Origin of the sequence: Pseudotabrizicola algicola (assembly GCF_010915705.1) — a bacterium.
GTDB lineage: Bacteria > Pseudomonadota > Alphaproteobacteria > Rhodobacterales > Rhodobacteraceae > Pseudotabrizicola > Pseudotabrizicola algicola.
On the sequence record NZ_JAAIKE010000001.1, the window covers coordinates 1,019,598 to 1,033,221 of the forward strand.

Sequence of the window (13,624 nt, forward strand, 5' to 3'; positions counted from 1 at the left end):
CTTCTCCCGTTACCCAGCCTGCACCATGATCGCGCCCCCCGCGACACCCGCCATCAGCAGCGCGCGCCACAGGCCGACCTTCTCGCCCAGGACCGCCCAGCCGATCACGGCGGCAAAGACGGTCGAGGTCTCGCGCAGCGCCGCAACCTCGCCCACCTTGCCCAGCCGCGTGGCCAGCATGACCCCGCCAAAGCTGACAAAGGCCACCAGCGCCCCGATCATGCCGCGCATCATCAGCGGCCCCGCCGCAGGCAAGGGCGCGCCAATTCCGCGCCATTGGCGGTAAGCGACCAGAAGCGGAAAGTCGATGGCGGTGATGAGGAAAAACCATGCCAAGAACGTGAACGGGTCCGGCGTGAGGCGGATGCCCCAGGCGTCATAGGTGGTGTAGACCGCCACCAGCAGCCCGCCCGCAAAGGCCCAGGCCAGACCCGCCCGCAAGGCCGCCCGCGCGACCACCCCGCCGCGCAGGTTCAGCGCCGCCAGCGCGAGGATCGAGGCCGAGAGGATCGCCACCCCCAGCCATTGCAGCGCACCATATCCCTCGCCAAGGAAAATCGCGGCAAAGGCCAGCGTCGCCAGCGGCCCCGTGCCGCGCACGACAGGATAGACCACGGTGAACGCCGCCCGCTCATAGGCCAGCGCCATGGTGAGTTTATAGGCAAAATGGATGCCCAGCGCACCGAGCAGCACCAGCCATTCGAACCCCTGCGGCCAGGGCACCGCAAACAGCGCCACAGGGGCCGAGAAGATCACGATCCAGAGGTCGATCGAGCCGCGCGTGACCCAGGGATCATGCCGCCCCTTCTGCAGCGCGCCAAAGACGGCATGGGCAAAGGCAGAGGTGAGCGCAAGCATCAGCGCGAGGCGCAGCCCTTCGGGCGTGCCTTCGAGAGAGATCAGCCAATCGGTCATGAAAAACGTCGTCCTTGCTGGACCCCCGGGGGCTTTGCCCCCGGACCCCCAGGATATTTATGAACAGATGAATGGGGTCAGGCGTCCAGCCCCACCAGCGCGCGGGCGAAATCCTCGGGGTCGAAGGGGGCGAGGTCGTCGATCTGTTCGCCCACGCCGATGGCATGGATCGGCAGGCCGAACTTGTCGGCGAGGCTGACCAGCACGCCGCCCTTGGCGGTGCCGTCGAGCTTGGTCATCACGAGGCCCGAGACATCGGCGATCTTGCGGAAGATCTCGACCTGCGCGACGGCGTTCTGGCCGGTGGTGGCATCGAGCACCAGAAGCGTGTTGTGCGGCGCGGTCGGGTCGATCTTGCGCAGGGTGCGCACGATCTTGGCCAGTTCCTCCATCAGGTCGGCACGGTTCTGCAGGCGGCCTGCCGTGTCGATCATCAGAAGGTCCGCGCCCTCGGCCCGCGCGCGGGTGAAGGCATCGAAGGCGAGGCTGGCCGGGTCGGAGCCTTCGGGCGCGGTCAGCACCGGAACCCCGGCGCGGCTGCCCCAGACCTGCAACTGTTCGACCGCTGCCGCGCGGAAAGTGTCGCCCGCCGCGATGACCACCGATTTTCCGGCCGCCTTGAACTGGCTGGCCAGCTTGCCGATGGTCGTGGTCTTGCCCGAGCCGTTGACGCCCACCACCAGCACCACCTGCGGCTTGCTGGGATACAGCGGCAGGGGGCGGGCCACCGGCGTCATGATGCGCGTGACCTCCCCCGCAAGGGCGCGGCGCAACTCGGGCGCCGAGATCTTCTTGCCGAAGCGGCCCTCGGCGATATTGGCGCTGACCCGCAGCGCGGTATCGACGCCCATGTCGGCCTGGATCAGCACATCCTCGAGGCTTTCGAGCATGGCATCATCCATCTCGCGGCGCGGGGCATCGGCCTCGGTGCCGGCGAACAGGCGGCCGAGCAGCCCCGGTCTTGCGGCAGGCTCCGGCGCGGCACCGGCGGGCGGCACGGAGGCCGCAGGCTGCACCGCCTGCGGAGCGTCGGCCTGCGCTTCCGGCGCGGTCCCCTCGGCGACCAGCGCCTCCAGCCCTTCGCCGATCTTGTCCGACGAGCGGAACATCTTGTCGCGCAGCTTTTTGAAGAATGACATCGGAAGGCCCCGGTCCTGTGACGACGCTTTCCCCTCCCCTAAGCCCAAATGCCGCCTGAGGGAAGGCGCTGCGGCGCTTTTGCGGCGGGAAAGCCGCCTCGGGCGCGAAAAGCGGCCATCGGAGAGGCTGCGACGCGCGGCCCGCCTGCCCCTCTGGAAACGCCGCCAAAGGCTGCTAGACTTGGGCCATGAGCGCCCGTGCCCTTCCCATGCCAGTCTTTGCCCTTGCCGCGCTGATGCCGGCGGGGCTGATCGCCACGGGCGCGCTGGCGGGGGGCGGCTGGCTCTGGGCGGGGTTCCTGTCGATGGCCGTGCTGGTGGTGCTGCTCGACCAGATGGTGCCCTATGTTGCGGGCAATGCGCCCGAGGGGGCCGAGTTTCCCGCCGCCGATGCGGTTCTGGTCGCGGTGGGGCTGGCGGTGGTCGCGCTGATGCCGCTTGCCGTGCTGGGGCTGACCTCGGAGACGCTGGGGCGCGGCGAGAAGGTGCTGCTGTTTCTGGCGGCAGGGTCCTTTTTGGGGCAGGTCGGCCATCCGGCCGCGCACGAGCTGATCCACAGGGCGCAGCGCGGGCTCTACCGGCTCGGGGTGCTGGTCTATGCGATGATGCTGCTTGGCCACCATGCCTCGGCGCACCGGCTGGTACACCATGTGGCGGTGGCCACCCCCGGCGATCCGAATTCCGCGCGGGCGGGCGAGAGCTTCTGGCGCTTTGCCCCCCGCGCCTGGCTGGGCGGATTCAGGGCCGGCAAGGCGGCGGAAGATGCCTTGCGCGCGCGGCGCGGGGGGCGGTCGGGGCTGCACCCCTACCTGTGGTATCTGGGCATCGGCGCGCTCTGCCTTGCGGCAGCGGGCTGGATCGGCGGCGCGGCGGGCGTGCTGGTCTGGCTGGGACTGGCCGCCCATGCGCAGCTGCAGCAACTTCTTGGCGATTATGTGCAGCACTACGGACTGACCCGCGCGCGCCTGCCTGACGGGCGGTATGAGCCGGTGGGGCCGCGCCATTCGTGGAACACGCCGCACTGGGCCTCCTCGGCCCTGATGCTGAACGCGCCGCGCCATTCCGACCATCACGCCCACCCTTCACGCCCCTATCCCGCCCTGCGGCTGGGCGAGGATACGCCCGTGCTGCCCTGGCCGTTGCCTGTCGCCTGCGCGATGGCGATGGTGCCGCGCCTGTGGCACCGCCGCATGCGCCCTCATCTCAAGCGCTGGCAAAATGTGCAGCCCCCCGCGCCAGAGGTCCCGCACGGGCAAGAACCCGCGCATTAGCCGCACAGGTCACTGGCGCGGCAGCCTCTGCCATGCCACGCTCGGTATATCCGTGAACGGAGAGCCCGCGCATGCGCCACCTTGCCCTCTGCCTGATGCTGCTGCCCTTGCCGCTCGGCGCGGCCGAGCCGCCGGTCCCGATGACCGGTGCCGAGTTCGAGGCCTATACCACCGGCAAGACCCTGACCTTCAGCCAGCGCGGCGCGATCTACGGGGCCGAGCAATACCTGCCGGGGCGCAAGGTGCGCTGGGCCTTCAAGGGCGATATCTGCCGCGATGGAAGCTGGTATGAAGAGGCCGGCCTGATCTGCTTCACCTATACCTATGACCCGACGCCGCAATGCTGGTCCTTCTGGCGCGACGAGGGGCGGCTGACCGGCCTGTTCATCGGCGACGGCGCAGGATCGGAACTGTCGGAAGTCGCGCAATCGCCCGACCCGCTGGCTTGTGCCGGGCCGGATGTCGGCGTCTAGCACAGGCTTGATCCGCCAGACAGGCTGACAGGACAGGACGCCTCCGGCGGGAGTATTTTGCAAGCAGCAATCCGAGGCGAGCGCCTCTTCCGCATTGCTGCTTAAGAAATACTCCCCGCGGAGCGTCCGCGCGGAGTGACCCGGTGCTCGGGATGCAAAATCTGCGGCATTCCCCGCGCGAGGGAGGGAACGGCGCTGAAAGACCGGCCGGCTGTCAGAACAAGGACCCCTGTTCCGGCGGCTTGCTGCCGCCACCCTTTCGCCCACCGCTGCGGGCCGCAGGCGCGCCCAGCGTCAGGCGGCCATCGTGGAACTGCACCTCCAGTGCGCTGGCCTTTTCGGCCGCCGCGCGGGTCGTCACCACCTCGCCGTCGCCGCGCACCACCGCATAGCCGCGCCGCAGGGTCTGGTCATAGCCCAGCGTCTGCCGCGTGCGGTCCAGCGCCCCGAGCCGCCGCGCAAGTTCGGCCAGACGCTGGGCCGGAGCCGCGTCCAGCCGCGCGGAAAACCCTTGCAGCGCGCGGCGTTGCTCGGTGATCTTCATCCCCGCCTGCGCGATCAGCCGCGCGAGCGAGGGGGCCAGCCGCGAGGCCCATTTGTCATGGCGGCTGTGCCAGAGGTCGCGCCGCCGCGCCAGCCGCGCCTCCAGCGCCTCGGCGCGCCGCGCCAGCGCCTCGCGCCGCCGCACCACCAGCCCCGCCAGCGCCACCGGAGACAGCCGCCCCGCCTGACGTTCATAGCTTCCGCGCTTGCGGCTGACCGCCAGCGACAGCCCGCCCGACAGCCGCCCTGCCGCCGTGTCCAGCCGCTGCGCCGGACCGGCCAGCAGCGTGTCGGGACGCGGCAGCGCACGGGCCAGATCACGCAGCCGCTGGCCGCGCTGTGACACGCCTTGGGCCAAGGCCCGGCTCAGCCGCGCGCCCAGTGCGTCGACAGCCGCCACAAGGTCCAGCCGCACCGGCACCGCCATTTCCGCCGCCGCAGTGGGCGTGGGCGCGCGCCGGTCGGCGGCAAGGTCGATCAGCGTGGTGTCCGTCTCGTGCCCCACCGCCGAGATCAGCGGAATCCGCGACGCCGCCGCCGCCCGTACCACGATTTCCTCGTTGAAGCCCCAGAGGTCTTCGAGCGAGCCGCCGCCGCGCGCCACGATCAGCACATCGGGGCGCGGCACAGGGCCGCCGGGCGCAATCGCGTTGAAGCCGCGGATCGCCGCCGCCACCTGTGCCGCGCAGTCCTGCCCCTGCACCGCGACCGGCCAGATCAGCACATGGCGCGGAAAGCGGTCGCGCAGGCGGTGCAGGATGTCGCGGATCACCGCGCCCGACGGCGAGGTCACCACCCCGATCACCTGCGGAAGATAGGGCAGCGGCTGCTTGCGCGCGGCATCGAACAGCCCTTCCCCGGCCAGCGCGACCCGGCGCTTTTCCAGCATCGCCATCAGCGCGCCCGCACCCGCAGGCGCCACATCCTCGACGATCAGTTGGTATTTCGACTGGCCCGGAAAGGTGGTCATCCGCCCGGTGGCGATCACCTCCATCCCCTCCTCGGGGCGCACCTGCATCCGCGCCACCTGCCCTTTCCACGAAATGGCGGCGATCACCGAGCGGTCATCCTTGAGGTCGAAGTAGAGATGCCCCGAGGCCGGGCGTGACACCCGCCCCACCTCGCCCCGCACGCGCACAAGGCCGAACTCGCCCTCGATCACCCGTTTCACCGCGCCGGAAAGCTCCGATACGGTGTATTCGGGGCTGTTGCCCGCCGGGGCCGGGGTGTCTTCGAACAGGTCCATGGCGCTTGCCTCCCAATGCGGCTGACCTTATGACGCCTCCAACCGAAGGCCAAGGGGGCGCGCCCATGAACATCCTGATCCTCGGCTCCGGCGGGCGCGAACATGCGCTGGCCTGGGCGGTCAAGCAGAACCCGAAAACCGACCGGCTGATCGTCGCGCCGGGCAATGCGGGCATCGCCGCACTGGCCGACTGCGCCGATATCGACATTCTGGACGGGGCCGCCGTGGTGGCCTTCTGCGCCGAGAACGCGGTGGATTTCGTCATCATCGGCCCCGAAGCACCGCTCGCCGCCGGCGTGGCCGATGCGACCCGCGCCGCAGGGCTGCTGACCTTCGGCCCCAGCGCTGCCGCCGCACGGCTGGAGGCGTCCAAGGCCTTCACCAAGGAACTCTGCGACGCCTGCGGCGCCCCAACCGCAGCCTACGCCCGCTTCACCGATGCCGCCGCCGCCCGCGCCTATGTGCAGGCGCAGGGCGCGCCCATCGTGGTCAAGGCCGATGGCCTTGCCGCCGGCAAGGGCGTGATCGTGGCGATGACCGTCGAATCGGCGCTGGCCGCCATCGACGACATGTTCGGCGGCGAGTTTGGCGCCGCAGGGGCCGAGGTGGTGATCGAAGAGTTCATGACCGGCGAGGAAGCCAGCTTCTTCGTGCTCACCGACGGGGTGAACGCCCTGCCCGTCGGCACCGCGCAAGACCACAAACGCGTGGGCGCGGGCGACACCGGCCCCAACACCGGCGGCATGGGCGCCTATTCCCCCGCCCCGGTGCTGACCTGCTCGCTGCAACAGCAGGCGATGGAGCAGATCGTGCTGCCCTCGATCCGCGAGATGGCGCGCCGGGGCACCCCTTATCAGGGCGTGCTCTACGCCGGCCTGATGATCGAGAACGGCCAGTGCCGCCTTGTCGAATACAACGCCCGCTTCGGCGACCCCGAAACCCAGGTGCTGATGATGCGCCTTGGCGCGCAGGCGCTCGACCTCCTGCTCGCCTGCGCCGAAGGCCGCCTCGACACCGCCCGCGTCAACTGGGCCGACGACCATGCCATGACGGTGGTGATGGCGGCACAAGGCTACCCCGGCCCCTACGCCAAGGGCAGCGTCATCGGCGGTCTCGACGGCCTGCCGGAAACCTCGTCGCAAATGGTGTTCCACGCCGGCACCGCCGCACGCGATGGCCAGATCGTGGCCAATGGCGGCCGGGTGCTCAACGCCACCGCGCGCGGCGCCACCCTCGCCGAGGCGCAGGCCCGGGCCTATGCCCTGGTCGATGCCATCGACTGGCCGCAAGGTTTCTGCCGCCGCGACATCGGCTGGCGGGCGCTTTAACCTGCCAGCGCCGCGCATGGCCCCCATTCGGGAGCCTCCGGCGGGGATATTTAAGAACAGATGAAAAACAAGAGCGCGCGGCATTTTCATCTGTTTCCAAATATCCTCGGGGGGAGCGGGCCGCAGGCCCGCCGGGGGGCAGACAGCCCCCCGTGCAACTGCGGCCAGAGGGCGCGCAGTTTGCAGGAAAACTGCATCCGGCAGGGCTTGCGCAACCCCCCGCCCCCGCATATGACACGCCCGACTGTTTTGGGGGCCCGTGGGAGGACCGATCCATGCCGCTTCTGGTGATGAAATTTGGCGGGACCTCCGTCGCTGACCTCTCGCGCATCGAGAATGCCGCGAAGAAGGTGCAGGCCGAGGTGGCGCGCGGCTATGACGTGATCGTCATCGTCTCGGCAATGTCGGGCGAGACGAACCGTCTGGTCGGCTATGTCGAGGGCACGTCCAAGCTCTATGACGCGCGCGAATATGATGCGGTGGTCGCCAGCGGCGAGAATGTCACCGCCGGGCTGATGGCGCTGCGCCTGCAGGAAATGGGCATCCCCGCCCGGTCCTGGCAGGGCTGGCAGGTGCCGATCAACACCACCTCGGCGCATGGCTCGGCCCGTTTTGTCGACATTCCGCGCGCCAACATCGATGCGAAATTCGCCGAAGGCTTCAAGGTCGCCGTGGTCGCGGGCTTTCAGGGCCTCTCGGCCGAGGGCCGCATCACCACCCTTGGCCGGGGCGGATCGGACACCACCGCCGTGGCCTTCGCCGCCGCCTTCGGGGCCGAGCGCTGCGACATCTACACCGATGTCGACGGCGTCTACACCACCGATCCGCGCATCGCGTCAAAGGCCCGCAAGCTCGACAAGATCGCCTTCGAGGAAATGCTCGAACTCGCCTCGCTGGGGGCGAAGGTGCTGCAAACCCGCTCGGTCGAACTGGCCATGCGCTACAAGGTGCGGCTGCGTGTCCTGTCCTCCTTCGAGGATACGGATGAAAACTCTGGAACCCTGGTCTGCGACGAGGATGAAATCATGGAATCGAAAGTCGTCTCTGGCGTGGCCTATAGCCGCGATGAAGCGAAAATGACCCTCGTCACCGTCGAGGACCGTCCCGGCGTGGCGTCGGCCATCTTCGGCCCCCTCGCCGATGCCGGTGTGAACGTGGACATGATCGTCCAGAACATCAGCGAGAAGAACTACGGCAACCACACCGGTGCCGTGACCGACATGACCTTCTCGGTGCCGACCAACCAGGTCGCCCGCGCACAGAAGGCGATGGAAGAGGCCCGCGCCGCCGGCATCATCAAGTATGACGAGCTGATCGCCGATACCGATGTTGCCAAGGTCTCTGTCGTCGGCATCGGCATGCGCAGCCAGGTCGGCGTCGCCGCCAAAATGTTTGCAGCCCTCGCCGCCGAGAACATCAACATCAAGGTCATCGCCACCTCCGAGATCAAGATCTCTGTGCTGATCGACCGCAAATACATGGAACTGGCCGTGCAGGCGCTGCACGACTGCTTCGAACTCGACAAGGCTTGACCATCGGGCGTGACGGGCCGGACCGGCCCGCGCATGCCGGAGCGCGTGTCACCATCGCCACCGCAGATCGAACCTCCCCGCCGCCGGAAAGCCCCGCTTTCCGGCGTTTGGCTTTGGCGCAAGTGCCAGCTTTTCGGGCAGTCTGCCGCCTCTTGCGGCCGATGCCGCAACGCGGCGAGTTTCTCCCCTCCCCTTTCGCGAGGGCCTCGCCTATAGAGAGGGCAAGTCAAAGGATGCCCCGCAATGCCCGAACGGTCGGAAAGTGACAGCCGCAAACTCCTGCGCCGCCTGCGCGATGTGCTGGGCGCGCAGGCGCGCGGGCAGGAACGGCTCGACCAGATCACCCATCTGATCGCCGATTCGATGCGCACCGAGGTCTGCTCGATCTACCTCTTCCGCGATCCCGAAACGCTCGAACTCTGCGCCACCGAAGGGCTCAAGAAGGAATCGGTCCACCAGACGCGGATGAAACTCGGCGAAGGTCTGGTCGGGCGCGTCGCGCGCACCAATACCCCGGTCAACACAGCCGATGCCCCCGCCGAAAAGGGCTTCCGCTACATGCCCGAAACCGGCGAGGAGATCTACTCCAGCTTCCTCGGCGTGCCGATCCAGCGCGTGGGCGAGAAACTCGGCGTGCTGGTGGTGCAGTCGAAAACCGCGCGGCAGTTCTCGGATGACGAGATCTATGCGCTCGAAGTCGTGGCGATGGTGCTGGCCGAGATGACCGAACTCGGCGCCTTCACCAGCGACGAGGACGGCATGCGCGCGCTGCACCGCCAGCCGGTGATGCTGCGTGGCTCCACCGGACAGGAAGGCGCCGCCGAGGGCCATGTCTGGCTGCACGAGCCGCGCGTGGTGGTGACCAATCCGGTGGCGGATGATCCGGTCGCCGAGATCGAGCGCATCCGCGCGGCGGTCGGCCAGTTGCGCGTCTCGGTCGACGATCTGCTCTCGGCCGAAAGCCTCGACAAGGACCAGCGGCAGGTGCTCGAAGCCTACCGCATGTTTGCCCATTCGCGCGGCTGGCTGCGCCGGATGGAGGCAGACATCCAGAACGGCCTCTCCGCCGAGGCCGCGGTCGAAAAGGAACAATCCGCCGCCCGCGCAAGACTCGAACAGGTGCCGGACGCCTATCTGCGCGAAAGGCTGAACGATCTGGACGACCTGTCGAACCGCCTGCTGCGCATCCTCACCGGCCAGGGCGCGGATACCGGCGCGGAAATGCCGGAAAACCCGGTGCTGGTGGCGCGCAACATCGGCCCGGCGGAACTCTTGGAATACGGCCGCAAGCTGCGCGGCGTGGTGCTTGAGGAAGGCTCGGTCGGCAGCCATGCCGCCATTGTCGCCCGCGCGCTGGCCATCCCCCTCGTGATCCACGCCCGCCGCATCACCGCCGAAGCGCTGAACGGCGACCATATCCTTGTCGACGGCGATCAGGGCATCGCCCATCTGCGCCCAGAGGAAACCGTCGCCCGCGCCTTCCGCGACAAGATCGCCATGCAGACCGAGGCGCAGGCCCGTTACGCATCGCTGCGCGATCTGCCCGCGCTGACGAAATGCGGCACCACGATCTCGCTGCACATGAACGCGGGCCTGATGGCCGACCTGCCCAGCCTGTCGGGCTCGGGTGCCGACGGTGTGGGCCTCTTCCGCACCGAACTCCAGTTCCTCGTGCGCAACAAGATGCCGCGCCGCGCCGAACTCGCCGGCCTCTACGCCCGCGTGATGGATGCCGCCAAGGGCAAGCGGGTCGCCTTCCGCACGCTCGACATCGGCTCCGACAAGGTGCTGCCCTACATGAAACCGAATGACGAGCCGAACCCCGCGATGGGCTGGCGCGCCATCCGCGTCGGGCTCGACAAACCGGGGGTGCTGCGCATGCAGATCCAGGCCCTCCTGCGCGCCGCCAATGGCCGCCCGCTCACCCTGATGTTCCCCTTCATCACCGAGTTTTCCGAATTCCAGCAGGCCCGCTCCCATGTCCTGCGCGAGGTGCATCGCGAACGCTCGCTCGGCCATGTCATGCCCGCATCGCTCGAAATCGGTGCCATGCTGGAAACCCCCAGCCTCGCCTTCGCGCCGAAAGCCTTCTTCGAGCTTACCGATTTCGTCTCCATCGGCGGCAATGACCTCAAGCAGTTCTTCTTCGCCGCCGACCGCGAGAATGAACGCGTCCGCCGCCGCTATGACGTGCTCAACCTCTCCTTCCTCGACTTCATCGGACAGATCGTCGCCCGCTGCGCCGAAACCGGCACGCCGCTCTCCTTCTGCGGCGAAGACGCGGGCCGCCCTGTCGAGGCGCTGGCACTCGCCGCCCTCGGCCTGCGCAGCCTCTCGATGCGCCCCGCCTCCATCGGCCCGGTCAAGGCGCTCCTGCGCCGTGTCGATCTGGGGCAGGTGCGCGCCGTCATCGACGCCGCCCGCGCGCGCGGCGACGCCAGCCTGCGCCCCGCCCTGATGGACTGGCTCGCCACCCAGACTGACTGAGCCCTGCCGCCAAGAGGCGCCGCGCCTATTCTCCGTCCCGAATCATCCCCGCCGGAGGCAGGCCGCGGGCGGGTTGGCCGCAGGCCAGACGCCCGCTCGGAAACAGCGCGGCGCAGCCGCTCCTTCAGGTCCCCGCCCGCAGCCGCGGAGCCTCCACCGCCGTGCGGAACTCGGCCAGCACCTGCTCGGCCCCGTGGATCTGCGACAGCCGCAGCAGCGAAAAGCGCACCCGCGCCACCTCGGTGTAATAGGTCAGGAAGGCCGCATTCAGCGCCGCGCCGGTCACCGCGCCGATGACCGGAACCGCCTGCGCCGCCAGCTTTTGCCCCAGCGCGCCCGCCAGCTTGGGCGCCACGCTCGCAATCACCTTGTGAACCGCAGGCCCGGTCAGCGTCAGCCGCGCCGAAAAGAAACTGGTGTTGATCCCGTCATCCTCGTCCAGCGGACTGCCCGCGCCAAAAACGCGGATGCATTCGGCCCGGATCGCCGGATCGTCGGGGTCGAACCCCTCGGCCCGTGCCGCCTGCCGGATCGCATGCAGGATCACCGTCACCGTAACGGGCAGTTCCGCAAGCGCCGTCGGCACCCCGCCCGCGCCGCCCGCCGCCCCCGCCGCCATCGCCGCAAACAGCGGCCCGCGCGGCCCGCTGTCGGGCAGCCGTTCCGCCTGCCCCGCCACCGCCATCGCCGCCGACAGGGCCTGCGCCACCACGCGCTCGATCTGGGCGCGGTAAACCTCGGGCATCAGCGCAAGCTGCTTTTCCAGCCGCCCGCCCAGACGGTTGACAAGACTGATCACCGGCCCGTTCGCACGCCGGTGCCGCGCGGCCAGATCGCGGATTTCCGGCAAGGCATCGCCGGGGGGCACAACAAGCGGGTGATCGGGCGATATCGGGTCCATGTCCCATGATATGGGGGGCTTTTGCGGGGGCGCAATGGTCCTTCCTCTGCGCCCCGCACATCCGGCGCAAATGGGCCGGTCCGGGCGCAGGGCGGCGCGCGCGCGCCGGGCTCAGGTGGCCTTCGTCACCGCGCCCGTCACCTTGTCCCAGGCCCCCGCCTTCAGCGCCAGACCCAGCACACGGTCGGGGTTGGTGGGCGGCGGCATCACCACCCCTTCCAGTTTGCGAAAACCGAAGCGCCCGTAATAGGGCGCATCGCCCACCAGCAGCACCCGCTCCCAGCCCAGACGCCGCGCCTCGGCCAGACTTTCGTTGATAAGCAGCCCGCCAAGCCCCTCGCCCTGCCGCGTCGGATGCACCGCGACCGGCCCCAAGAGCAGCACATCCTGCCCGCCCACCAGCGCAGGCCAGTAGCGGATCACGGCGGCCAGCGCGCCGCTCTCGTCCCGCAGGGTCAGGCACAGCGCCGCCACCGTCGGCACCCCTTCGCGCAGGCGGTAGGAAGAAAGCGCCGTGCGGCCCGGCGCAAAGCACAGGTCATACAGCGCCTCGACCTCCCACCAGTCGTCCTCGGTCTCTTCCTCCAGCCTGTATACCACGACCGCCTCCTGCCCTCTTGCCGCGCACCTCACCCTCGCAGGCAGCGGCGATTCCGCGCACTTCCCTGTGGCATGCGCCCGTAACATGCGATTATGTCAGGTTCAAATCCCCATTCCCCTTCCTGACAGACAGAGCCGCCCCCATGTTCTACCGCCCCCGAGACGGCCACGGCCTGCCCCACAACCCCTTCAACGCCATCGTCACCCCGCGCCCGATCGGCTGGATTTCCACCACCGGACCCTTGGGCGACAATCTGGCCCCCTATTCCTTCTTCAACGCGGTGGCCTATGTGCCGCCGCAGGTGATGTTCGCCTCGACGGGGGCCAAGGACAGCCTTGCCAACCTGCAAGACACAGGGGTATTTGCCGTCAACATTGTCGCCGCCGCGCAGCTTGACCGGATGAGCCAGACCTCCGCCGCCCTGCCGCGCGGCACCGATGAATTCACCGCCGCCGGGGTCGGCAAAGCGCCCTGCCTCAGCATCGACTGCCCCCGCGTCGCCGATGCCCCCGCCACCCTCGAATGCAAGGTGACCCAGATCGTCACCCTCGAAGGCCGCGACAATTTCCTGATCCTTGGCGAGGTGACGGGCATCCACCTGCGCGACGACTGTCTGGTGAATGGCCGTTTCGATCCTGCCCGCTACCACCCCCTCGCCCGAATGGGCTATCGCGACTACGCCGTGGTGCGCGAGGTGTTCGAACACCTGCGCCCCGACGACCGGCCCTGACAGGGGGCGGGCCGACCCCGCCCTCTGGCTGCGCCTTGTGGTGTGGTGGGGCGCGGGGCCAGCGAGGCGCACCGCCCCGCGCTAGACCAGGGCAAGACCGGCCCCCGCCCGACCATGCCCCCTCGCGGGGCGGTGCGGGCGCGGCGCGCAAAGCCAGACAACGCGGGCGCGCGCAGGGGGCGACGGGCGCGGGGGCTGGCTGGGCGACGGGCCGGGCGACGGGCGGGGCCGCCCGCCTGCCTAAAACCTCGGGCCAATCCGGCAGGCCCTGCAGGGCCAAACCGCCTCCCCCGCGTGCCAGAGCCGCACCCTCTCCGCGCACAAAGATAAACAAACCGTTAATCACGCAGGTCTAAGCCATTGCTATGAAACAGATTTGCAATCTGTAACACGCTGGAACACGCCCTCTTCCCCCGCCCGCCCGACCGTCCTAAGATCGGCCCGACCCCAGGCACGAG

11 protein-coding genes are annotated in these 13,624 nt (G+C 69.0%); 6 read left to right on the top strand and 5 right to left on the bottom strand.

Annotated features, from left to right (window positions below; all coding sequences use genetic code 11):
- Nucleotides 1-9: 9 nt before the first annotated feature.
- Together G3572_RS04970 and ftsY are read right to left on the bottom strand one after the other, a co-directional pair.
- Nucleotides 10-915 (bottom strand): EamA family transporter, encoded by a 906-nt coding sequence (locus tag G3572_RS04970; protein ID WP_164609528.1) that lies wholly within the window; start codon nucleotides 913-915, stop codon nucleotides 10-12.
- Between the two features lie 77 nt (nucleotides 916-992).
- Nucleotides 993-2,054 (bottom strand): signal recognition particle-docking protein FtsY, encoded by a 1,062-nt coding sequence (gene ftsY / locus G3572_RS04975; protein WP_164609529.1) that lies wholly within the window; start codon nucleotides 2,052-2,054, stop codon nucleotides 993-995.
- 188 nt (nucleotides 2,055-2,242) lie between these two features.
- On the opposite strand from ftsY, the gene G3572_RS04980 reads away from it, so the two are divergent.
- Nucleotides 2,243-3,325: an alkane 1-monooxygenase gene (locus G3572_RS04980; RefSeq protein WP_240335400.1), complete on the top strand. Its 1,083-nt coding sequence runs from the start codon at nucleotides 2,243-2,245 to the stop codon at nucleotides 3,323-3,325.
- Nucleotides 3,326-3,396: 71 nt separating this feature from the next.
- Nucleotides 3,397-3,798, top strand: a complete 402-nt coding sequence (locus G3572_RS04985) for a hypothetical protein (protein ID WP_164609530.1) — start codon at nucleotides 3,397-3,399, stop codon at nucleotides 3,796-3,798.
- 214 nt (nucleotides 3,799-4,012) lie between these two features.
- Here G3572_RS04985 and xseA read toward each other — a convergent pair whose 3' ends face one another.
- On the bottom strand, nucleotides 4,013-5,587 hold the full coding sequence (xseA, locus tag G3572_RS04990) for an exodeoxyribonuclease VII large subunit (protein ID WP_164609531.1): 1,575 nt from the start codon (nucleotides 5,585-5,587) through the stop codon (nucleotides 4,013-4,015).
- A gap of 65 nt (nucleotides 5,588-5,652) precedes the next feature.
- Between xseA and purD the strand changes: the two genes are divergently transcribed.
- From purD to ptsP, 3 genes are all read left to right on the top strand, one after another.
- Nucleotides 5,653-6,915 carry a phosphoribosylamine--glycine ligase gene (gene purD, locus G3572_RS04995; protein ID WP_164609532.1) on the top strand — a complete coding sequence of 421 codons (1,263 nt, stop codon included), beginning with the start codon at nucleotides 5,653-5,655 and terminating at the stop codon, nucleotides 6,913-6,915.
- Between the two features lie 275 nt (nucleotides 6,916-7,190).
- A complete protein-coding gene (locus G3572_RS05000) occupies nucleotides 7,191-8,447 on the top strand; it encodes an aspartate kinase (RefSeq protein ID WP_164609533.1) in 1,257 nt (418 codons plus the stop codon).
- Between the two features lie 243 nt (nucleotides 8,448-8,690).
- Nucleotides 8,691-10,934, top strand: a complete 2,244-nt coding sequence (gene ptsP / locus G3572_RS05005) for a phosphoenolpyruvate--protein phosphotransferase (protein WP_164609534.1) — start codon at nucleotides 8,691-8,693, stop codon at nucleotides 10,932-10,934.
- Nucleotides 10,935-11,058: 124 nt separating this feature from the next.
- Here the strand turns inward: ptsP and G3572_RS05010 are convergent, their stop codons facing one another.
- On the bottom strand, nucleotides 11,059-11,835 hold the full coding sequence (locus G3572_RS05010; protein ID WP_164609535.1) for an EcsC family protein: 777 nt from the start codon (nucleotides 11,833-11,835) through the stop codon (nucleotides 11,059-11,061).
- A 111-nt stretch (nucleotides 11,836-11,946) separates the two neighbouring features.
- Entirely contained in the window at nucleotides 11,947-12,435 is a 489-nt protein-coding gene (locus G3572_RS05015; protein WP_354003988.1) for a GNAT family N-acetyltransferase, read from the bottom strand.
- Nucleotides 12,436-12,578: 143 nt separating this feature from the next.
- Between G3572_RS05015 and G3572_RS05020 the strand changes: the two genes are divergently transcribed.
- The gene (locus G3572_RS05020) at nucleotides 12,579-13,166 is read left to right on the top strand and encodes a flavin reductase family protein (protein WP_164609537.1); all 588 of its coding nucleotides are present in this window, start codon (nucleotides 12,579-12,581) and stop codon (nucleotides 13,164-13,166) included.
- Nucleotides 13,167-13,624 lie beyond the last annotated feature (458 nt).

Bases quoted from the DNA above. Each gene is read 5' to 3' on its own strand.
- G3572_RS04980 (WP_240335400.1), top strand. From the start codon at position 2,243: ATGAGCGCCCGTGCCCTTCCCATGCCAGTCTTTGCCCTTGCCGCGCTG.
- G3572_RS04970 (WP_164609528.1), bottom strand. From the start codon at position 915: ATGACCGATTGGCTGATCTCTCTCGAAGGCACGCCCGAAGGGCTGCGC.
- G3572_RS05020 (WP_164609537.1), top strand. From the start codon at position 12,579: ATGTTCTACCGCCCCCGAGACGGCCACGGCCTGCCCCACAACCCCTTC.
- G3572_RS04985 (WP_164609530.1), top strand. From the start codon at position 3,397: ATGCGCCACCTTGCCCTCTGCCTGATGCTGCTGCCCTTGCCGCTCGGC.
- ptsP (WP_164609534.1), top strand. From the start codon at position 8,691: ATGCCCGAACGGTCGGAAAGTGACAGCCGCAAACTCCTGCGCCGCCTG.
- G3572_RS05010 (WP_164609535.1), bottom strand. From the start codon at position 11,835: ATGGACCCGATATCGCCCGATCACCCGCTTGTTGTGCCCCCCGGCGAT.
- G3572_RS05000 (WP_164609533.1), top strand. From the start codon at position 7,191: ATGCCGCTTCTGGTGATGAAATTTGGCGGGACCTCCGTCGCTGACCTC.
- xseA (WP_164609531.1), bottom strand. From the start codon at position 5,587: ATGGACCTGTTCGAAGACACCCCGGCCCCGGCGGGCAACAGCCCCGAA.
- ftsY (WP_164609529.1), bottom strand. From the start codon at position 2,054: ATGTCATTCTTCAAAAAGCTGCGCGACAAGATGTTCCGCTCGTCGGAC.
- purD (WP_164609532.1), top strand. From the start codon at position 5,653: ATGAACATCCTGATCCTCGGCTCCGGCGGGCGCGAACATGCGCTGGCC.